General features: G+C 69.6%; 17 protein-coding genes. 15 read left to right on the top strand and 2 right to left on the bottom strand.

Annotation, left to right across the window (positions count from 1 at the left end):
• The 9 genes from JOD67_RS25975 to JOD67_RS25935 all read left to right on the top strand — a co-directional run bounded on the left by JOD67_RS25975 (position 1) and on the right by JOD67_RS25935 (position 10,831).
• Complete coding sequence (locus JOD67_RS25975; protein ID WP_205123177.1) at positions 1 to 1,398, top strand: UDP-N-acetylmuramoyl-tripeptide--D-alanyl-D-alanine ligase; 1,398 nt, start codon at positions 1 to 3, stop codon at positions 1,396 to 1,398.
• Positions 1,395 to 2,483 (top strand): phospho-N-acetylmuramoyl-pentapeptide-transferase, encoded by a 1,089-nt coding sequence (gene mraY / locus JOD67_RS25970; RefSeq protein ID WP_205120308.1) that lies wholly within the window; start codon positions 1,395 to 1,397, stop codon positions 2,481 to 2,483. Before JOD67_RS25975 ends, mraY begins: the two co-directional genes overlap by 4 nt.
• Positions 2,480 to 3,928, top strand: a complete 1,449-nt coding sequence (gene murD / locus JOD67_RS25965) for a UDP-N-acetylmuramoyl-L-alanine--D-glutamate ligase (RefSeq protein WP_205120307.1) — start codon at positions 2,480 to 2,482, stop codon at positions 3,926 to 3,928. The genes mraY and murD overlap by 4 nt, the downstream gene beginning before the upstream one ends.
• A gap of 81 nt (positions 3,929 to 4,009) precedes the next feature.
• On the top strand, positions 4,010 to 5,398 hold the full coding sequence (locus JOD67_RS25960; protein WP_205120306.1) for an alpha/beta hydrolase: 1,389 nt from the start codon (positions 4,010 to 4,012) through the stop codon (positions 5,396 to 5,398).
• 648 nt (positions 5,399 to 6,046) lie between these two features.
• Entirely contained in the window at positions 6,047 to 6,253 is a 207-nt protein-coding gene (locus JOD67_RS25955) for a hypothetical protein (protein WP_205120305.1), read from the top strand.
• 12 nt (positions 6,254 to 6,265) lie between these two features.
• Positions 6,266 to 7,552, top strand: a complete 1,287-nt coding sequence (gene ftsW / locus JOD67_RS25950) for a putative lipid II flippase FtsW (RefSeq protein ID WP_205120304.1) — start codon at positions 6,266 to 6,268, stop codon at positions 7,550 to 7,552.
• A complete protein-coding gene (gene murG / locus JOD67_RS25945; protein WP_307782553.1) occupies positions 7,549 to 8,664 on the top strand; it encodes an undecaprenyldiphospho-muramoylpentapeptide beta-N-acetylglucosaminyltransferase in 1,116 nt (371 codons plus the stop codon). The genes ftsW and murG overlap by 4 nt, the downstream gene beginning before the upstream one ends.
• A complete protein-coding gene (gene murC / locus JOD67_RS25940; RefSeq protein WP_205120303.1) occupies positions 8,661 to 10,085 on the top strand; it encodes a UDP-N-acetylmuramate--L-alanine ligase in 1,425 nt (474 codons plus the stop codon). The genes murG and murC overlap by 4 nt, the downstream gene beginning before the upstream one ends.
• Entirely contained in the window at positions 10,082 to 10,831 is a 750-nt protein-coding gene (locus JOD67_RS25935; protein WP_205120302.1) for a cell division protein FtsQ/DivIB, read from the top strand. Before murC ends, JOD67_RS25935 begins: the two co-directional genes overlap by 4 nt.
• 161 nt (positions 10,832 to 10,992) lie before the next feature.
• Here JOD67_RS25935 and JOD67_RS25930 read toward each other — a convergent pair whose 3' ends face one another.
• Positions 10,993 to 11,814 (bottom strand): MBL fold metallo-hydrolase, encoded by an 822-nt coding sequence (locus tag JOD67_RS25930; RefSeq protein WP_205120301.1) that lies wholly within the window; start codon positions 11,812 to 11,814, stop codon positions 10,993 to 10,995.
• A 188-nt stretch (positions 11,815 to 12,002) separates the two neighbouring features.
• On the opposite strand from JOD67_RS25930, the gene ftsZ reads away from it, so the two are divergent.
• The 6 genes from ftsZ (at position 12,003) to JOD67_RS25900 (ending at position 16,728) form a co-directional block, all read left to right on the top strand.
• The gene (gene ftsZ / locus JOD67_RS25925) at positions 12,003 to 13,385 is read left to right on the top strand and encodes a cell division protein FtsZ (protein WP_205120300.1); all 1,383 of its coding nucleotides are present in this window, start codon (positions 12,003 to 12,005) and stop codon (positions 13,383 to 13,385) included.
• Positions 13,386 to 13,467: 82 nt separating this feature from the next.
• Positions 13,468 to 14,187: a peptidoglycan editing factor PgeF gene (pgeF, locus tag JOD67_RS25920; protein WP_205120299.1), complete on the top strand. Its 720-nt coding sequence runs from the start codon at positions 13,468 to 13,470 to the stop codon at positions 14,185 to 14,187.
• A gap of 13 nt (positions 14,188 to 14,200) precedes the next feature.
• A complete protein-coding gene (locus JOD67_RS25915) occupies positions 14,201 to 14,893 on the top strand; it encodes a YggS family pyridoxal phosphate-dependent enzyme (protein ID WP_205120298.1) in 693 nt (230 codons plus the stop codon).
• Between the two features lie 43 nt (positions 14,894 to 14,936).
• On the top strand, positions 14,937 to 15,455 hold the full coding sequence (locus JOD67_RS25910; protein WP_205120297.1) for a cell division protein SepF: 519 nt from the start codon (positions 14,937 to 14,939) through the stop codon (positions 15,453 to 15,455).
• A gap of 69 nt (positions 15,456 to 15,524) precedes the next feature.
• Entirely contained in the window at positions 15,525 to 15,815 is a 291-nt protein-coding gene (locus tag JOD67_RS25905) for a YggT family protein (RefSeq protein ID WP_205120296.1), read from the top strand.
• 97 nt (positions 15,816 to 15,912) lie between these two features.
• On the top strand, positions 15,913 to 16,728 hold the full coding sequence (locus JOD67_RS25900; protein ID WP_205120295.1) for a DivIVA domain-containing protein: 816 nt from the start codon (positions 15,913 to 15,915) through the stop codon (positions 16,726 to 16,728).
• A gap of 139 nt (positions 16,729 to 16,867) precedes the next feature.
• On the opposite strand, the gene ileS is transcribed toward JOD67_RS25900, so the two are convergent.
• Positions 16,868 to 20,005 (bottom strand): isoleucine--tRNA ligase, encoded by a 3,138-nt coding sequence (ileS, locus tag JOD67_RS25895; protein ID WP_307782552.1) that lies wholly within the window; start codon positions 20,003 to 20,005, stop codon positions 16,868 to 16,870.
• Between the last annotated feature and the right edge of the window lie 15 nt (positions 20,006 to 20,020).

Genomic DNA, 20,020 nt, shown 5'->3' with positions numbered 1-20,020 from the left:
ATGGACCTTGGCGAGATCGCGCGCGTGGTCGGCGGGGAGCTGTCCGAGGCGGACCCGAGTACGCGGATCACCCGCCCGTTCTCCGCCGACTCGCGCGTCGTCGAACCCGGTGGCATGTTCCTCGCGGACCTGGCTGGCCACGACTTCGCCGCCGACGCCATGGCGAACGGTGCCACCGCCGTCCTCTCCTCGCGCCCGCTCGCGGGCATCCCGTGCGTGGTCGGGCCACCCGCGCCGGGCAACGAGGTCGACGCCTCGGTCGTCGCGCTGGGCGTGCTCGCGCACCACGTCGTCGGACGTCTCCCCGACCTGACCGTGATCGCGGTCACCGGATCGCAGGGCAAGACCACGACGAAAGACCTGATGGCGAAGGTGTTCGGCGACGCCGGACCCACGATCGCGCCGGCCGCGTCGCTGAACAACGAGCTCGGCGCGCCGATCACCGCGCTGCGCGCCGATGCCGAGACTCGGTATCTCGTATTAGAGATGGGCGCGCGCAAGATCGGCAACCTGGCGTACCTCACCAGCCTGATCCGGCCGCACGTCTCGGTCGTGCTGAACGTCGGCATGGGCCACGTCGGGTTCTTCGGCAGCAAGGCCGGCATCGCGCAGGCCAAGGGCGAGCTGATCGAGGCGCTCGACGCCGACGGGACCGCGGTCCTCAACGCCGACGACCCGCTGGTCGAGGCGATGGCGCCGCGGACGAAGGCGGCGGTCGCGTCGTTCGGCCTGGCCGCCGACGCCGACGTGCGCGCCGAGGGCGTCGAGCTCGACGACCGCGGCTGCGCGGGCTTCGTTCTCGTCACGCCCGAAGGCAAGGCCGACGTGCAGCTCGGCTACGTCGGCGCACACTACGTCACGAACGCGCTCGCTGCCGCGGCGTCCGCTCGCGCGGTCGGCCTGGACGTCGACGCTGTCGCGGCCAGCCTCACCGCCGCGAAACCCCAAGCCAGGTGGCGGATGGCGGTCAGCGACCGCGCCGACGGCGTGCGAATCGTCAACGACGGTTACAACGCCAACCCGGACTCGATGCGGGCCGCGTTGGAGACGTTGCCTACGCTCGCCAAGGAGCGGCGTACGTGGGCCGTGCTCGGCGAGATGCTCGAACTCGGCGCGGCATCCACCGATGAGCACGCCGCTGTGGGCAGACTGGCCGTACGACAAGGCGTCTCGCGCCTCGTCGTCGTGGGGGATGGTGCACGCGCGATCTATGACGCGGCGCTCGCGGATGGGAAGGAGTCGGTCTTCGTGCCGGACGCCGACAGCGCTTACGAGCTGTTGCGCAACGAGCTGCGACCCGGTGACGTCGTCCTGGTGAAGTCGTCCCGGGACGCGGGGCTGCGCTACCTCGGCGACCGGCTCGTGGCCGACGTTCCCCCGGTGGAGGGCCCGGCGTGATCGCGATCCTCCTCGCCGGCGGGCTGGCGTTGTTGCTGGCCTTGCTGGTGACGCCGGTCGCCGTCCGGATCCTCGCGCGGGCCGGGTACGGGCAGATCATCCGCGACGACGGACCGACCTCGCACCACACCAAGCGCGGCACGCCGACGATGGGCGGCACGGTCATCATCGGCGCCGCGGTCGTCGGCTACATCGCGGCGCACATCTTCACCTGGAACTGGCCGTCACCCTCGGCGTTGCTCGTCATCCTGCTCACGCTCGGACTCGGGCTGGTCGGATTTCTCGACGACTTCCTGAAAGTTTCGCGGCAACGCAGCCTCGGTTTACGGGCGAAGGCCAAGCTCGCCGGCCAGACGCTGATCGCGATCGTGTTCGCGATCCTCTCGCTGCAGTTCCCGGACGAACGGGAGATCACGCCGGCCTCGCCCGCGATCTCGTTCATCCGCGACATCGACTGGCTTCCGCTCGCGTGGGCCGCGTCGGTCCCGTTCGTGCTGTGGGTGCTGCTGCTCATCTCCGCCTCGTCGAACGGCGTCAACCTCACCGACGGCCTGGACGGCCTCGCGACCGGCGCGTGCGTGATGGTGTTCGCCGCGTACACGCTGATCCTCGTCTGGCAGTTCAACCAGGACTGCGTCCGTTCGCCCGGCCCGAAGTGCTACGAGATCCGCGACCCGTACGACCTCGCCGTGTTCGCGTTCGCCCTGGCCGGCGCCTGTTTCGGCTTCTTATGGTGGAACGCGTCGCCGGCGAAGATCTACATGGGCGACACCGGCTCGCTCGCACTCGGCGGCGCGGTCGCGGGCTTCGCGATCATGACGCGGACCGAGCTGCTGCTCATCCTCATCGGCGGGCTGTTCCTCATCGAGACCGCGTCGGTGATCCTGCAGACGAGCTTCTTCAAGTTCACCCGATGGCGAACGGGCACGCCTAAACGGCTGTTCCGGATGACTCCGATCCACCACCACTTCGAGCTGAAGGGGTGGAACGAGGTCACGATCACGATCCGGTTCTGGATCATCTGCGGCATCCTCGTGGCCGGCGGCATCGGCATCTTCTACGCGGAGTGGGTGGCGGGGATATGACGGCCTTGTCCTGGCTGGACGGCGCGCATCAGCGGTCGCCGTGGGACGAGGTCTCCGCGGTGGTCGCCGGCTTCGGCGTCTCCGGCTACTCGGCGGCGGCCGGGCTGCTGCACGTTGGCGCGCACGTCACCGTGCTGTCCGACGGCGAGCCCGACGACGCGGCCCGCGAACGCGCCACGATCCTGGAGACCCTCGGCGCGGACATCCGGCTCGGCGAGGGCGCGACCGAGTCGCTGCCCGACAAGACCAACGTGCTCGTGGTCTCGCCCGGGCTGCCGCAGCAGCACCGACTCGCGGTGGCCGCCCGTTCTCGGTCGTTGCCGATCCTCGGTGAGGTCGACCTCGCCTGGCGGCTGCGTTCGCCGGAGCGGCCGGCGCCCTGGATCGGTCTCACGGGGACGAACGGCAAGACCACGACCGTGCAGATGCTGACCTCGATCCTGCGCGCGGCGGGCCTGCGTACCGCGGCCGTCGGGAACATCGGCGACCCGATCGTCGACGCGGTCATGGACCCGACGCCGTACGACGTGCTCGCGGTCGAACTGTCGAACTTCCAACTGTGGTGGAGTCCTGGGCTACACCTGCGATCGGCGGCGGTGCTGAACGTGGCGCCGGACCACCTCGAGTGGCATCCGACGATGGACGAGTACACGCGTACGAAGGGCAAGATCTACGACGGCTGCGAGGTCGCCTGCGTCTACAACGTCGAAGACCCGGTGACCGAGCAGCTGGTCCGGGACGCCGACGTCGTGGAGGGGTGCCGGGCGATCGGCATCACTGTGGGCGTGCCGGGAGTGAGCATGCTCGGGATCGTGGACGACGTTCTCGCTGACCGCGCGTTCATCGAGGAACGGCAGACGGCGGCGGCCGAGCTCGCGACGCTGTCCGACCTGCCGTCGCTGGCGCCGCACAACATCGCGAACGCTTTGGCCGCGGCGGCTCTGGCCCGTTCCTTCGGGGTGCCGACGGTCGCGGTGCGGGACGGGCTGCGCGGGTTCCAGCTCGACAAGCACCGGATCGAGCAGGTCGCGGTGTCGGAGGGTGTCACGTACATCGACGACTCGAAGGCGACGAACACGCACGCGGCCCAGGCTTCGCTGCTGGCCTTCTCGAACGTGGTGTGGATCGCCGGGGGACAGGCGAAGGGGCAGTCGTTCGACGAGCTCGTGCGTGTGGCCAAGGATCGGTTGCGCGGGGTTGTGCTGCTCGGCGTCGACCGTGGCGTGATCGCTGATGCGTTGGCGCGGTTGGCTCCTTCGGTGCCGGTGATCGACGTCGGCACGCCGGAGAGCGGCGTGATGGACCACGTCGTCCTCGCCGCTGGACGGTTGGCACGCTCGGGAGACACCGTGCTACTGGCGCCAGGGTGCGCGTCCAAGGACCAGTTCCCCAGCTACGGCGCCCGCGGCGACGCGTTCGCCGCCGCCGTGCACCGGCTCGGCTGACCGGGGTCTTCCCGGGTCGTTCCCGGAGATCCGCGCGGCTCTCTGGTGTGCGTTCCTCCCGCTCTGCCATCGTTTGCGGTCATGCGCAGATTTGGGGCGGTTTTGGTCGCGGTCGTGCTGGTCAGCGGCCTGTTCGGGGCGGGGGTCGCGGAGGCTGGGGCAGTCTCCTGGTCGCCGTGTGAGGGCGCGCCGGCGGGGCATCCCGTCGAGTGCGCGACTCTGACCGTTCCCGCCGATTGGTCGACGGGAACGGGCAGCGTCGCGCTGCGGGTGTCACGGCTGCGGGCGACTTCTCCGGAGCGGCGCGTCGGTGTGCTGATGTTCAACCCCGGCGGGCCGGGGACCGGCGCGGCCGGCTATCTGATGGCGCCGCAGTACGCGCGGGCGTACTTCGGTCCCGAGGTGCTCGCTCGCTTCGATGTCGTCGGCGTGGACCCGCGCGGCGTCGGGGGCAGTACACCGGTCTCCTGCGCGGTGCCGGCTGACGACCCGTCGGTGGACCGGTTCCCGTCCTCTGCCGCTGGCGTGCGGGCATTGGTGCGTTCGAACGTCGCCTTCGCTCGATCCTGCGACCACGCTGAGCAGCTGGACACGGCGAGCGTCGCGCGGGACCTCGACGCGGTGCGGGCGGCGCTGGGGGAGCGGCAGCTCAGCTTCCTCGGGGTGTCGTACGGAACGATGCTCGGCCGTGCGTACGCCGAGCTCTTCCCGCATCGGCTCCGCGCGCTGGCGCTGGACGCGATCGTGGACCGGTCGCTGCCGGTGAGCCGGCTCGTCGCCGACGACGCGGCTGCCGTTCAGGACGGGGTCGAGCACTTCGCGTCCTGGTGTGCTTCCTCCTCGTGCGGAGTGGACGTTCTTCCTGCGCTGCACTCGGTGCTGGCGTCGGCCGACCGGGGCGAGCTGCTCGCCGGTGACCGGCCGGTGACTGCGTACCAGGTCTCGGCTGGTGTGAACGCGCACCTGCAGAGCCCGTTGCTCTATCCCGCGCTGGCCACGGCGCTGCGGGCGGCCCTCGCGTTGGACGGCTCCGGCCTGGTCGGGCTGGGTGCGGATCCGCTCGGGAGCGCGATGTACCGGACGATCGTGTGCCAGGACTTCGACACCCGCGCGTTCACCGCCCAGCTGCCTGGTCTGGCCCGCCGGGTCCAGCGCGCGGGGCCGGCGCTGCGGGGGTACTCGGAGTTCTGGGACATTGCCTCAGGCTGCGCCGGCTGGCCCGTCGCCGCCGCCTGGCGCCCGCACCGGTGGCCGCACCTCGACCTCCCACCAGCGCTCCTGCTGTCGGGCGCCCACGACGTCGCCACCCCCCGCCGCTGGGCCGAACGCACCCGGCGCCAGCTGCCGGAGAGCACCCTGCTCCGCTGGTCAGAAGCCGGCCACTCGGCCTGGCACCTGAACAGCGAGTGCGCGACCCAGGCCACGATCGCCTACCTGCTCACCCGCGAGCTCCCCACCACGACCTGCTGACCGGCTGGCCCGACCCCTCATCCGAGGAGTGGCCGTGATCATGAACGTGATCATGAAGCCAGACCCGTCGTATACGACCGGTTCGGCTTCATGATCACGTTCATGATCACCGCGGGGGCGCCTGGGGATGAGGGCGCCTTTGCATGAAGGGCACCTTCATTCGAACCTATTGAATGAAGGTGCCCTTCATTCAAAACAGCGGGGACGGAACGGCCCGGCTTCATCGCCACCACAAGAAGCCCGGGGGCCCCACAAGCAACGCGAGCACGGCAGCAGACCTGGGCCTAAGCAGGCCTGTCCCGGGACACCTGTTCCGGGGGCCGGGGGCGGCGCGTGAAAACAGGTGGCCGGGCCGGGGCGAGTCAAGGGCCGCTCCGCGGTCGCGAAGCGACGCCTCTCTCCGTCTGCGCGAAGCGCCCCCTGGGAGGCGCCCTTGACGCGCCCCGGACCGGCCACCACCATCGACCGCCGCCACAGCCCCCGAGAGCACCAAACCCACGGAGAGTTCTCACAGAAACACCGCACCAAGACAGCACCAGACCCAGAAGAGCTTCGCCAAAAGAGAACCGAGCCCCCGCCCATGATCATGAACGTGATCATGAAGCCAAACCCGTCGTATACGACCAGTTCAGCTTCATGATCACGTTCATGATCACCGAGGCGAGGCGTGCCTTGGGATGGGGTCGCCTTTGGATGAAGGGCACCTTCATCCAAACCTATTGGATGAAGGTGCCCTTCATCCAACGTCGCGAGGTGGGCCGGCGCGACACGCGACCTCAGCCTCCCAGGGATCGGCGGCTCGGCATTCGACACTGGAAGCTGATCACGGGCCGCAACCCGGCTCGTGCGCCGTGACCTGGGAGGGGCATGACGACCGCCGCGGACGACCGGGAGCTGGCCAAGCCAGCAGGTGAAGCGACGGCAGGGACGGAACGTACCGGGTTCGGCTGGGTCGCGGCGGTCAAGCGCTCCCTCGACCGTCCGCTCGCCTCCTACCACCTCGTCCTCGGCGCCAGCGGCATGCTGCTCGCGCTCGGCCTGGCCATGGTCCTTTCAGCCTCGAGCGTCGAGGCACTACGCCATTACGGCAGCTCCTACGCGATCTTCGAACGCCAGATCATCTGGGTCGTCGCCGGCCTCCCCATCGCCTGGCTCGCCTCGCGGCTCCCGAACAAGGTCCTCAGAGCCTTCGTCTACCCAGCCCTCGCGCTCTCCGTCATCCTGCTGCTGCTCACGTACGTACCCGGCCTCGGCCACGAGGTCAACGGCAACCGCAACTGGCTCGACTTCGGCGGCCCGTTCAAGCTCCAGCCCAGCGAGATGGCCAAGCTCGCACTCGTCCTCTGGGGCGCGGATCTGCTTGCCCGCAAGGAGAAACTGCTCTCCCAGTGGAAGCACCTCTTCGTGCCGTTCCTCCCCGTCACTGGCCTCGTCCTCGCGCTCGTGCTCGGCCAGGGCGACCTGGGTACGTCGCTCGTGCTGTTCTCCGTCGTGCTCGTCCTGCTGTTCGTCGTCGGCATGCCGATGCGCTTCTTCGGCTTCCTCGTGATCGTCGTCGGCGGACTCGTCGGCTACCTCGCCACCACCAGGGACTACCGGCTGGAGAGGCTCACCAGCTTCCTCAACCCGTTCGAGGACTACGCCAACACGGGATGGCAGGCCGCGCACGGCTTGTTCGCGCTCGGGACGGGTAGCTGGTTCGGCGTGGGCATCGGCAACAGCCGGGAGAAGTGGGGCCAGCTCCCCGAGTCGCACACCGACTTCATCTTCGCCGTGATCGGCGAGGAGATGGGCCTCGCCGGGACGCTGGTCGTGCTGGGGCTGTTCCTCCTGCTCGCGTTCGCCGGAGTACGGATCGCCCTGCGCGCCACCGACACGTTCACCAAGCTCGCCGCGGCCGGGATCGTCGGCTGGATCATCTCCCAGGCGCTCGTCAACATGGGCGCCGTCGTCAACCTGCTGCCTATCACTGGCATCCCTCTTCCGCTCGTGTCGTACGGTGGGTCCGCCATGCTGCCCACCCTGTTCGCCCTCGGCCTGCTCGTCGCGTTCGCGCGCAACGAGCCCGAAGCCCGAGCGGCCCTCGCCGCGAAGCGGCAGGCCAGGCGCGAGGCCAAGCAGTCCAAGCAGTCCAACGACGATTCCGACGAGTGAGGAAGCCCGTGCACGTCGTGCTCGCAGGCGGAGGCAGTGCCGGTCACATCTCACCGGCGCTGGCCGTCGCCGCCGCGTTGCGCCGCCTGGACCCGACGATCGGCCTGACCTTCCTCGGCACCGAGGAGGGCCTGGAGGCCCGTCTGATCCCCGAGGCGGGGTACGACATCGCGATGATCCCGCGCGTCCCCCTGCCGCGGGAGCTCACGCCGCGCCTGCTCACCGTCCCGGGCCGGCTCGCCGGCGCGGTCAAGGCCGCCAGCGCCGTCCTCGCCAAGGTCGGCGCCGACGTTCTGGTCGGCCTCGGCGGGTACGTCGCGATGCCGGCGTACCTCGCCGCGAAGCGGCAGAAGGTGCCTGTCGTCGTCCACGAGCAGAACGCGCGGCCCGGAATAGCCAACCGATTCGCCGCTTCGCTCGTCACTACGAACGTGGCAGTGAGCTTTCCGAACACCCCGCTGCGGCACGGCGTCCACGTCGGGCTGCCGATCCGGCGCGAGATCGCCACGCTCGACCGGCAGGACCTCCGGCCGATGGCACGGGCCGCGTTCGGGTTCACCCAGAAGTCGCCGACGCTGCTGGTCACGGGCGGTTCGCAGGGTTCGCAGCGGATCAACCAGGCCGTCTCGGGCGCCGCGCCGGCACTCGCCGAGGCTGGAATCCAGGTCCTGCACCACTACGGCCAGGACAAGCAGATCGACGTCGAACTGCCGCCGAACGCGCCGCGCTACGTCGCACTGCCGTACATCGACCGGATGGACCTCGCGTATGCTGCGGCGGATCTCGCGATCGCCCGAGCCGGCGCCAACACGGTGACCGAGCTTGCCGCGGTCGGGCTGCCCGCCGTCTTCTGTCCGTACCCGGTCGGCAACGGTGAGCAGCGGCTGAACGCGCGTCCGGTCGTCGAGGCAGGTGGCGGTGTCATGGTCGACGACGCCGCGCTGACTCCCGAATGGGTGCGGACGAACGTGATCGCGCTCATCAACGACACCGCCCGGCTCGCCGCGATGTCGAAGGCGGCGCGCGACCTGCTACCCGCGGACGCCGACGACCGGTTGGCGGAGATGGTCATGAAGGTGGCCGGAAAGGGGTCTTCGGAGGTGCGACGGTGATCGTTCCCCCGCCGCTGGAGGTACTGCCGGCGGAGAAGCTGGGCCACGTCCACTTCGTGGGCATCGGCGGAGCCGGCCTGTCCGGCATCGCACGGATCATGCTCGCCCGCGGCATCAGCGTCACCGGGAGCGACGCGAAGGACTCCCGTACGCTCACCGCCCTCCGTGCGCTCGGCGCCGAGTGCTGGGTCGGCCACGATCCCGCGCACGTCGCCGAGGCCGACACGCTGGTGATCTCGACCGCGGTCAAGGAGACGAACGTCGAGGTCGTCGAGGCGCAGCGCCTCGGCCTCCGGCTCTACTCGCGCGCGGCTGCGTTGTCCGCCGTGATGGTCGACCGCCGCGTGGTGGCGATCTCCGGCGCGCACGGCAAGACCACGACGTCGTCGATGATCGCGGTCGCGCTGCAGCACTGCGGTGCGGACCCGTCGTTCGCGATCGGCGGAAACTTCAACGACACCGGGACGAACGCGCACGACGGCACCGGCGACATCTTCGTCGTCGAGGCCGACGAGTCCGACCGCGCGTTCCTCGAGTACTCCCCGGAGGTCGCGGTCGTCACGAACGTCGATCCCGACCACCTCGACATGTACGCCTCCCGCGAGGACTACCACGACGCGTTCGACCAGTTCGTCGACCGCATCGTTCCCGGCGGGTATCTCGTTGCCTGCTTGGACGATCCCGGCGCGCGTGCGCTGGCGGAGCGGTCCCGCGCGCGCGGGTTCGACGTCCGTACGTATGGCGAGGCACCCGACGCGGACGTCCGCGTGGACCGCGTCGAGCTCAAGCCGCTCGGCTCGACGTTTGAGCTGGTCGTGCAGGGGCGCCGGCAGGGCACGGTCGACGTGCACGTCGCCGGCAAGCACCACGCGCTGAACGCCGCGGCCGCGTACGCCGCCTGCCTGGGCGTCGGGTTCCCGTCGACGGAGATCCGCGAGGGGCTGTCGAGCTACACCGGCACCCGCCGGCGGTTCGAGTTCAAGGGTGCCGCGAACGGGATCCGCGTCTACGACGACTACGGGCACCACCCGACCGAGATGCTCGTGAACATGCACGCCGCGCGCGGCGCCGTCGGCGAGGGCGGACGGGTCGTCGTGGCGTTCCGGCCGCTGCGGCACACGCGGACGAAGTTCTTCTTCAAGGAGCTCGGCGAAGCGCTGGCGCTGGCCGACGAGGTCGTAGTGATGGACCCGACCGGCGACGACCCGATCCCGGGCGTGACCGGCGCGATGATCGTCCCGCACATCCCGCTGCCGCCCGAGCGCATCGTGTACGAGACCTCCTGGTCGGCCGTACCGCACCATCTGTTCGAACGCGCTCGGCCGGGCGACCTCGTGCTCACGCTGGGCGCGCCGGACGTGGCGCTGATCGGGCCGGAGTTCCTGGAGCTCGTCGAGGCCTCCCTACCTTCCTCGTCATGACCGCGGACGTGTCGTCGAGCTCGGCTCGCCGGTTCAAGCGGCGGCGGTTCTCTCGGCGGCTGCTCCGGCTGCGGCCCCTGCTCGTGCTCGTGGCCCTCGGGCTGGTCGTCGGCGCGGTGGTGTGGGTCGTCGGATTCTCCACGGTGCTGGACGTCCGGGCCGTCTCCGTACGCGGGCTGCCGGCCGCGTCGCCGCTGTCGTCGGACGACGTCGTCGGCGCCGCCGCGGTCGGAACGGGCGGGCCGCTGGCGAAGGTGGACGTGGACGCGGCGCGTTCGCGGGTCCTCGCGAAGCTGCCGGCGTTGGCGTCCGCCGAGGTGAGCCGGTCGTGGCCGCACACGGTGTCGATCTCGGTGGTGGAGCGCACGCCGGTCGTGGTGCTGTCCGACGGCGGCTCGCTGCAGCTGGTGGACGCTTCCGGCGTCGCGTTCCGTACGGTGCCGGCACGCCCGGCGGAGTTGCCGGTCGTGACACTGTCGGCCTGGGGCGCCACCCGCGCACCGACGCTCGCCTCCGCGGCCGGCGTGGTCGCGAGCCTGCCGCCGGCGCTGAAGACGAAGCTGGTCGCGGTGTCGGCCCGGACCGCCGACTCGGTGACGTTGCGCCTCACCGGGAACGTGGCGGTGATGTGGGGGAGCTCCGACGAGTCGGACAAGAAGGCTCGCGTCCTCGCGGCTCTGTTGGAGCAGGGCGGCGCGAAGGAGTACGACGTCAGCGTCCCCGACCTACCGACGACGAAGGCCTAGGCCGTGTCTCTCAAGTAGCGTCGGTCATCGCGCGTAGCGCGATGGCGCGCGGCGCTCCGCGCCCGGCTGGGCGTGGTGCAGGAGGAATTCATATTGGTTAGATGGGTGACGATGTGGACCGCGTCCAGGCGGGATGTGGGGTGTCGCGCGCGAGGCGATAGTTAAGAGAAACGGCCTAAGTCCTCGTACCCCTTGGACACCGCGTCCCGTACGTACTTCTCCTCGTACGGCCACGTGCCCGCGGCGAGAGCCTCGTCCACGGGGACGTCGGCCTCCCACAACGCACGGACCGTCTGGGCGATCGCCGCGAGCTCGTCGCGTTGCGTCGTGAGGAACGTCCTGTCGACGAACGGTCCGTGCCCCGGTACCACTGCGGTGTCGGCCGTGAGCAGCTCGGCGACGGCGTCGAGCGTGGCCGGCCACTCCAGCGGGAACGCGCCCGGGCTGTAGGACGGTGGCGTCGCCGACTTGATCAGGTCGCCCGCGTACATCACGTCCGCGTCCGACACCCGGATCACGATGTCGCCCTCGGTGTGGCCGCGGCCCGGGTGGACCAGCTCGACCTGCCTGTCGCCGAGGTCGAGCGTGAGCGTCGAGGCGAACGTCTCCGTCGGCGGCGTGATGACGGTCTCCTTCACCTCCGCGGTGACGTCGGGCACGCGGCGCACGAGCGCGTCGCGCATCGGCTCACCCCACTCCGCGAGCATGCTGGGCACTGTCGCGTGCGCGTAGATCGGCACGCCCAGTTCGGCGAGCGCCGCGTTGCCGAACGTGTGGTCGCCATGCCAATGGGAGTTGACGACCCAGCGGACCGGAAGAGGGGAGAGGTGGCGGAGATCGGAGACGACCTCGTGACCCTGCCGCGTCGCGCCTCTCGTGTCGATCACGAGCAGCCCGTCGGTGCCCACGACGACTCCGACAGCGACGTTGAAGGTCTCGTACCTACGGGCGAAACAGCGCTCGCCGATCTCGTTCCAGCTCATACGCCAAGGAAAGTGGGCACGGTCACGTTCCGCAACTCCCACGCTCGGCGTGGCGGCTTGGTTGGTCCCGAACGCTTGCGTACGTTGCTGTATCAGGTCGAGGTTGACATAACTATAACTCTCTAGTTGAGGGTGAGGGTTACGCCGGCCGAAACCCGAGAAGTGATTTCTACCGAGAGGCGAGCGACGTGGCGGCACCGCAGAACTACCTCGCTGTCATCAAGGTCGTCGGTATCGGCGGCGGTGGTGTCAACGCGGTCAACCGGATGATCGAGGTGGGACTCAAGGGCGTCGAGTTCATCGCGATCAACACCGATGCGCAGGCGCTGTTGATGAGCGACGCCGACGTGAAGCTCGACATCGGACGCGAGCTGACCCGCGGTCTCGGCGCGGGTGCCAACCCCGACGTCGGCAAGAAGGCCGCCGAGGACCACGCCGAGGACATCGAAGAGGTGCTCAAGGGCGCCGACATGGTGTTCGTCACCGCAGGCGAGGGCGGCGGTACGGGTACGGGTGGCGCGCCGGTCGTGTCGCGCATCGCCCGTTCGCTCGGCGCGCTGACCATCGGTGTCGTGACCCGGCCGTTCGCGTTCGAGGGGAAGAAGCGCGCGACGCAGGCCGAGGACGGCATCGGGTCGCTGCGGGACGAGGTCGACACGCTGATCGTGATCCCGAACGACCGGCTGCTGTCGATCAGCGACCGCCAGGTGAGCGTGCTCGACGCGTTCAAGCAGGCCGACCAGGTGCTGCTGCAAGGTGTCTCGGGCATCACCGACCTGATCACTACGCCCGGCCTGATCAACCTGGACTTCGCCGACGTGAAGAGCGTGATGTCGAACGCCGGCTCGGCGCTCATGGGCATAGGTTCGGCGCGCGGGGAGAACCGCGCGGTCGCGGCCGCCGAGATGGCGATCTCCTCGCCGCTGCTCGAGGCGTCGATCGACGGGGCGCACGGCGTGCTGCTGTCGATCGCCGGAGGGTCGGACCTGGGCCTGTTCGAGATCAACGAGGCCGCGCAGCTCGTCTCGTCGGCGGCGCACGCGGACTCGAACATCATCTTCGGCGCGGTAATCGACGACGGCCTCGGCGACGAGGTGCGCGTCACGGTGATCGCGGCGGGCTTTGACGGCGGTCAGCCGCGCAAGCAGACGTCCGCGCAGTCGCAGCAGTCGCAGAACTCCCAGGCTCAGCAGACCCACACGGCCCAGGTGCCGGCGCAGGGCACGCCGCGACCGACGTTCAACCCCTCGCCGCCCACCCCGGCGCCCGCTCCCACCAACCCGGTGCGGCGACCCGGTGAGCTCGGCCGGCCGGTGTCGACGCCGGAGCCGCAGCCGACGGCGAGCAACGGGAACGGCAACGGGTCGCCGGCCACCCGGCCTGCCGAGGAGTCGGTGGAGTCCGCCAAGCCGGAGCCTTCACCTGTACGCCCCGAGGCGCCCAACGCGCCGGTGAGCGACTTCCCGTCGATGCCGCCGGCGCCCACGCCGCCGAGCAGCGTCCGCGCGCCGCGCCGGATCGTGTTCGACGACAGCACCGAAGAGCTGGACGTTCCCGATTTCCTGAAGTAACGGGGAGTTCCACACAATCGTGGCCACTAGTGGTCCGGTGATAGGTCGTTGCGGGTAACGCTCGGCCGGCAGGATCGCTGTTGTGTTCGTGTGGCGAGAAGACCTCGGCGGGGCCCGCATCGCCTTCACCGACCGCAACGGTGGTGTGAGCGAGTCTCCGTACGGCTCCCTGAACCTGTCCTCGGTGACCGGCGACCGGCCGGAGCGCGTCAGCGCCAATTGGGACCTCGTCTGCAACGGGCTCGGCGTCGGCGCCGAGCAGCTCGCGATCATGCGGTGCGTGCACGGGACCGACGTCCTGGAGCTCACCGAGCCACCCCAGCGCACCCGGCCGGCGGTCGACGGCCTCGTCACCAGTACTCCGGGCGTGGTGCTGGTCGCGCTCGTGGCGGACTGCGCCCCGGTGCTCTTGGTCGACGCCAAGGCACGCATCGTCGGTGCGGCCCACGCCGGGCGGCCCGGTCTCGCGGCGGGCATCGTGGCCGCGACCGTGGAACGGATGCGTTCGTACGGCGCCGACTCGATCGTTGCCCGGGTGGGGCCGTGCGTGTGCGGTGAGTGCTACGAGGTGCCGCAGACCATGCAGGATGAGATCGCGTCCGCCGTACCCGCGGCCCGCTCGACCACGCGCTGGGGGACGCCCGGCCTCGACATCGGCCACGGCGTGCTCGCCCAGCTGACCGACCTCGGCATCGAGGCCGCGCACCTGCCGATCTGCACGATGGAGTCGCCGGACCTCTACTCCCACCGACGCGACGGGAATCGGACCGGTCGAATGGCGGGGTTGGTGTGGCTGGAGTGACAAGCTTGAAGTCGTGACCCGACTGGACGACCTCGCCGCCAACCTCGCGACCGTGCGCGAGTCGATCGCCGCCGCCTGTGCCGCGGCGGGTCGTTCGCCGGGGGAGGTCACGCTGGTGGCCGTCACGAAGACGTTTCCCGCCAGCGACGTACGCCTGCTCGCCGAGCTCGGCGTCCGCGACATCGGCGAGAACCGCGACCAGGAGGCCCGTACCAAGGCCGCCGACTGCGAGGACCTCGATCTCGACTGGCACTTCGTCGGGCAGCTGCAGACCAACAAGGCGCGCTCGGTGGCGAGGTACGCGACCGTCGTGCACTCCGTCGACCGGCCCGAGCTGGCCGCCGCGCTCGCCAAGGCCGCCGCCAACGCCGGCCGCGAGCTGCGCTGCCTGGTGCAAGTCAGCCTTGACGCTGAGCCAGGACGCGGCGGCGTACGTCCGGACGACGTTCTCTCCCTGGCGGACGAGATCGCCCGCGCGGACGGCCTCGAGCTCGGGGGAGTGATGGCCGTCGCGCCACTCGGCGAGGACCCGGAGGAGGCGTTCGAACGGCTCGCGAAGGTCGCGGCGACACTCCGTACCGCCCATCCGGCGGCGACCTGGGTGTCCGCCGGCATGAGCGACGACCTGGCGGCGGCGATAACGCACGGCGCGACACACGTGCGGATAGGGCGCAGGTTACTAGGTCAGCGGCCTTTGCTCAGGTAGCGTCGACGCGGAAGAAGCCTCGCAACTGGAGGGCAGAGGTCACATGGCAGGCGCGATGCGCAAGGTAGCGGTTTACCTGGGGCTGGTGGAAGACCAGGACCGCTACGACGATGAATACGACCCTGCCTTCGACGGGGAGTACGACGACCGTGAGCCGCGCGAGGCTGAGGCACAGCCGCGCCGCGACGAGCGTGTCCGCGAGAGCGGTTTCGAGCGCGAGGCCACGGTCTCCGCGCTGCCGAACAGGCCGCCCGTGCAGGTGGCACCCGATCCGACCGACCGGTCGTCGCGGATCACCACGCTGCACCCGCGTACGTACAACGACGCCCGCCTGATCGGCGAGCACTTCCGCGACGGCACCCCGGTGATCATGAACCTCACCGGCATGGACGACTCCGACGCCAAGCGACTCGTCGACTTCGCGGCCGGACTCATCTTCGGACTGCACGGCAGCATCGAACGGGTGACCGCCAAGGTCTTCCTGCTGTCGCCGGTCAATGTCACGGTCAAGGCCGAGGACAAGGCCAGAATCGCCGAAGGAGGGTTCTTCAACCAGAGCTAGCGAGGCTCGTTAAGCGACCGAAGCAGGTAGTGTCGGCAGCAGTTGCCGATCCCCGTCCAAGGAGCATCTGTGGCGGTCGTTTTTCAAATTGTCTACGTGCTGCTCTGGATCTTTCTGATCCTGCTGTTCGTACGACTCGTGGTCGACTGGGTTCAGTTCTTCGCCCGGTCCTGGGAGCCCCGAGGCATTTTGCTCGTGGCTCTCGAAGGTGTCTACACCGCGACCGACCCGCCTCTGAGGGCGCTACGCCGCGTGATTCCGCCTCTTCGACTCGGAGGTTTCGCGCTCGATCTCTCGTTCCTGCTGTTGATCCTCATCATCTACATCCTGCAGGCGATCGTGATCAGTTTGGCGACCTAGTCGGCTTTCGGGGCATCCCCCGCTGCCAACTATGCCGAGACCGGGTACGGTAACTCCCTGAACCACGATGTCTACCCTGTGAGCCCGAGGTGAGGTCATGCCGCTGACGCCCGAGGACGTGCGCAATAAGCGCTTTACGCCCGTCCGCCTGCGCGAGGGCTACGACATGGGCGAGGTCGACCAGTTCCTCGACGAGGTCGAGTCCGAGCTGGAGCGTCTGAACCACGAGAACAACGACCTCCATCAGAAGCTCGCAGCCGCCCAACGTGGCGAAGGCGCGGCCTATGTCAAGCCCCCGACTGTCCAGGAGCAGCCGCCCGAGCCGGTGGTCCAGCCACCGCGTCAACCGGCGCCCGCGCCCGCATCGGTCGCCGAAGCGTCCACCGCGGCCGCTCGGCTGCTCGAAATCGCCACCCAGAACGCCGACCAGCTCGTTGCCGAGAGCAAGGAGCAGGCCAACCGGATCCTCGCCGAGGCGCGGGCCCGGAGCGAGCGGATGGAGAACGAGGCTCGCGGTCTGGCCGCGCGTCTCGAGTCCGACGCCCGCGCGAAGTCCGAGCAACTCGAGCGGGAGACCAACGAGAAGCGGGCTTCGATGTTCGGAGCACTGGAGAAGGACAAGCAGCGCCTGGAGCAGGAAGTCGACACGCTCCGGACGTTCGAGCGCCAGTTCCGGAGCCGCCTGAAGGCCTACTTCGAGGCGCAGCTGCGCACACTGGCGAGCCAAGGCTCGCTGGGTTCGCAGGGCGGCCCCGACCAGGGCATCTCGGCACCGGAGTCGAACGGTCCGCGTCCAGTCAACTCCCACCGCCCGCAACCGGTCCCGGCCGGCGGCGAGCGCCTCGAGCGTGGCGGCGGCCAGACCCCGCGTCTGAACGCGCTGCTCGAGGACGACGACGAGTCATCGCTCTAACTTCGAGAAAGTCCTACGAGGACGAGCTGCGAGCGCCTCGGGTCCCCCATGGGACCCGGGGCGTTCGCTCGTTCTATGGAATGAGGGCGTCCCTGTAGCGATCTAATCGACAGAGGGACGCCCTCATTCCAAACCTGGCCTAGCTGGCGCTGGCTTTCCGGAACCAGAGCGTCAGGCCGAGGTCCTCCGACAGCTCCACCGCGAAGCCCGCATCCGGCTCCGGCGCGTCCTCCTCGACCGACGTCGCCAGGACCTCGTCGCCGAGGAACGAGCCGTGCTCGCGCAACGCCGCGGCCAGTTCGTCCGACTCGGCGGACCAGCGCAGCTCGATCCGGTCGCTGACCTCGAGGCCGCGCGCCTTCCGCGCCTCCTGGATCAGCCGGACGACCTCGCGGGCGAGACCGGCCCGGCGCAGCGCGTCGGTCACGTGCAGGTCCAGCGCCACGGTCTCGCCGTGCGCGTTCGCGACCGCCCAGCCCTCGCGCGGCCGCTCCGACACGATCACCTCGTCCGCCGTCAGCGACACCTCGGCACCGTCGACCGTCACGACAGCCGAGCCCGACTCCCGCAGCGCCGTCGCCACCACACCCGCGTCCGCGGCCGACACCGCCGAAGCCACCGTGGGCGTTCCCTTGCCGAAGCGCTTGCCCAACGTGCGGAAGTTCGGCTTCACCGCGTACTCGACCAGTTCCTCGCCCGCCTCGACGAGTCCCTGCAGCCGCAGCACGTTCAGCTCCTCCGCGACCTCCTGGCGCAGCTCCTCCGGCAGCGACGACCAGCCCGGCGCTCCCACCAGAGCCAGCGCCAACGGCTGCCGCGTCTTCACCTTCGCCTCCGCGCGGGCCGCGCGGCCCAGCTCGACGACCCGCCGCGCCAGCGTCACCTGCGTCGACAGCGCGTCGTCCACCGCCCCGGCGCCGGGCCAGTCCGCGAGATGCACCGAGACCGGCGCCGACGAACGCACCGGCCGTACGAGGTCCTGCCACACCCGCTCGGTCACGAACGGCACCAGCGGCGCCATCACCAGCGTCAGCGCCTCCAACGTCGCGTGCAACGTCGACAGCGCCTCGGCGTCGCCGGCCCAGAACCGCCGCCGCGACCGCCGCACGTACCAGTTCGACAGGTCGTCGACGAACTCGCCGAGCCGCTGCCCGATCCGCTGCGTGTCGAACGTCTCGTACGCCTCGGTCAGGTCCCGCACCAACCGCGCGGTCTCCGACGAGAGCCAGCGGTCCAGCACGTTCGACGACTCCACCGGCGCGGACGGCGTCCAGTCCGCCAGCGAGGCGTAGAGCGTGTGGAACGCGACCGTGTTCCAGTATGTCAAGATGACCTTGCGCACGACCTCCTGGATCGTCGTGTCGCCCACGCGACGCGCCGTCCACGGCGAACCCGAGCACGCCATGAACCACCGCACCGCGTCCGCGCCGTGCCGCTCCATCAGCCCGATCGGCTCGAGCACGTTGCCGAGGTGCTTGCTCATCTTCCGGCCGTCCTCGGCCAGGATCAGCCCGAGGCACAGCACGTTCTCGTACGACGACCGGTCGAACACCAACGTCCCGACCGCCATCAGCGAGTAGAACCAGCCGCGGGTCTGGTCGACGGCCTCGCAGATGAACTGCGCCGGGTACGCCTGTTCGAACGTCGCCTTCGACCCCTCCGCGTACGGATAGCCGAACTGCGCGAACGGCATCGAGCCGGAGTCGTACCAGGCGTCGATCACCTCGGGCACGCGCCGCGCCTCTCCGCCACAGTCGGGGCAGGCGATCGCGATGTCGTCGACGAACGGCCGGTGCGGATCCACGTCACCGTGGTCGGCGCCCGCGAGATCGCCCAACTCCGCAAGGGATCCGACGCAGGTGAGGTGTCCCTCGTCGCACTCCCAGATCGGCAGCGGCGTGCCCCAGTAGCGGTTCCGCGACAGCGCCCAGTCCACGTTGTTGCGCAGCCACTCGCCGTACCGGCCGTGCTTGATCGTGTCCGGGAACCAGTTCGTCTTCTCGTTCTCCGCCAGTAGCGCCTCGGCGCGCTCGGTCGTCCGGATGAACCATGACGGGAGCGCGTAGTAGAGCAGGGCGGTGCCGCAGCGCCAGCAGTGCGGGTACGTGTGCTCGTACTTCTCGCCGCGGAACAGCAGCCCGCGTTCGCGCAGCGACACGACCAGCGAATCGTCAGCCTGCTTGAAGAACTTGCCGCCGACGAGGTTCAACGACTCCTCGAAGGTGCCGTCCGGACGGACCGGGTTCACCACCGGCAACCCGTACTTGCGGCCGACCCGGTAGTCGTCCTCGCCGAACGCCGGCGCCTGGTGCACCAGGCCCGTGCCGTCCTCGGTCGAGACGTAGGGGTCGACCACCACGTAGTTGGCGTCCTCGAGCTCCACCAGCGAGAACGGGCGGGAGTACGTCCACCGCTCCATCTCCGCGCCGCGGAACCGTTCGGTGACCTTCCAGCCCTCGCCGAGTACCGCCAGCAGGTCGGCCGCGACGATCAGCGTCTCCTTGCCGTCGGTCGCGGCGACGTACTCGACCTCGGGATGCACGGCGACGGCGGTGTTGGAGACGAGCGTCCACGGCGTCGTCGTCCAGATCAGCAGCGACGCCTTGCCGGCGAGCGGGCCCGAGGTGAGCGGCATCCGTACGAACACCGAGGGGTCGGCGACCATCTGGTAGACGTCGGGCTGGCCGAGCTCGTGGTCGGACAGTGTGGTGCCGCAGCGCGGGCAGTACGGGCTGATCCGGTAGTCGCGAACCAGCAGGCCCTTGTCGAAGATGACCTTGAGTGACCACCAGACCGACTCGACGTAGGACGGGTTCATCGTCCAGTACGCCTCGGACAGGTCCACCCAGTAGCCCATGCGCTCGGTGAGCTCGGTGAACGCGCCGACGTACCGCTTCACCGACTCGCGGCACTTCGCGTTGAACTCCGCGACGCCGTACTCCTCGATCTGCGGCTTGCCCGAGATGCCGAGCTCCTTCTCCACCGCGACCTCGACCGGCAGCCCGTGGCAGTCCCAGCCGGCCTTGCGCTCGACGAACCGCCCGCGCATGGTCTGGTAGCGCGGGAACATGTCCTTGAACACGCGCGCCTCGACATGGTGCGCCCCCGGCTGCCCGTTCGCGGTGGGCGGGCCCTCGTAGAACGTCCAGCGCTCGCCGTCCTGAGTCCTGGCGAGCGACTTGGCGAACACGTCGTTGTCCCGCCAGAACGAGAGGATCGCGTGGTCGAGCTCGGGCAGGTCGACCTGGGGCGGGACGGGGCGATAGCTAGCGGTCACGCTTCGCGATGATAG

Source organism: Tenggerimyces flavus (assembly GCF_016907715.1).
In the GTDB taxonomy this organism is placed as follows: Bacteria; Actinomycetota; Actinomycetes; order Propionibacteriales; family Actinopolymorphaceae; genus Tenggerimyces; species Tenggerimyces flavus.
The sequence above is the reverse complement of the archived record's forward strand: the minus strand, read 5'-3'. Positions and strand labels throughout refer to the sequence as shown.

What these genes read in the sequence shown, in the direction of transcription:
- JOD67_RS25975 (WP_205123177.1), top strand. Translation starts at nt 1, where the DNA reads ATGGACCTTGGCGAGATCGCGCGCGTGGTCGGCGGGGAGCTGTCCGAG.
- murD (WP_205120307.1), top strand. Translation starts at nt 2,480, where the DNA reads ATGACGGCCTTGTCCTGGCTGGACGGCGCGCATCAGCGGTCGCCGTGG.
- JOD67_RS25960 (WP_205120306.1), top strand. Translation starts at nt 4,010, where the DNA reads ATGCGCAGATTTGGGGCGGTTTTGGTCGCGGTCGTGCTGGTCAGCGGC.
- JOD67_RS25955 (WP_205120305.1), top strand. Translation starts at nt 6,047, where the DNA reads ATGATCACCGAGGCGAGGCGTGCCTTGGGATGGGGTCGCCTTTGGATG.
- ftsW (WP_205120304.1), top strand. Translation starts at nt 6,266, where the DNA reads ATGACGACCGCCGCGGACGACCGGGAGCTGGCCAAGCCAGCAGGTGAA.
- JOD67_RS25935 (WP_205120302.1), top strand. Translation starts at nt 10,082, where the DNA reads ATGACCGCGGACGTGTCGTCGAGCTCGGCTCGCCGGTTCAAGCGGCGG.
- JOD67_RS25930 (WP_205120301.1), bottom strand. Translation starts at nt 11,814, where the DNA reads ATGAGCTGGAACGAGATCGGCGAGCGCTGTTTCGCCCGTAGGTACGAG.
- JOD67_RS25910 (WP_205120297.1), top strand. Translation starts at nt 14,937, where the DNA reads ATGGCAGGCGCGATGCGCAAGGTAGCGGTTTACCTGGGGCTGGTGGAA.
- JOD67_RS25900 (WP_205120295.1), top strand. Translation starts at nt 15,913, where the DNA reads ATGCCGCTGACGCCCGAGGACGTGCGCAATAAGCGCTTTACGCCCGTC.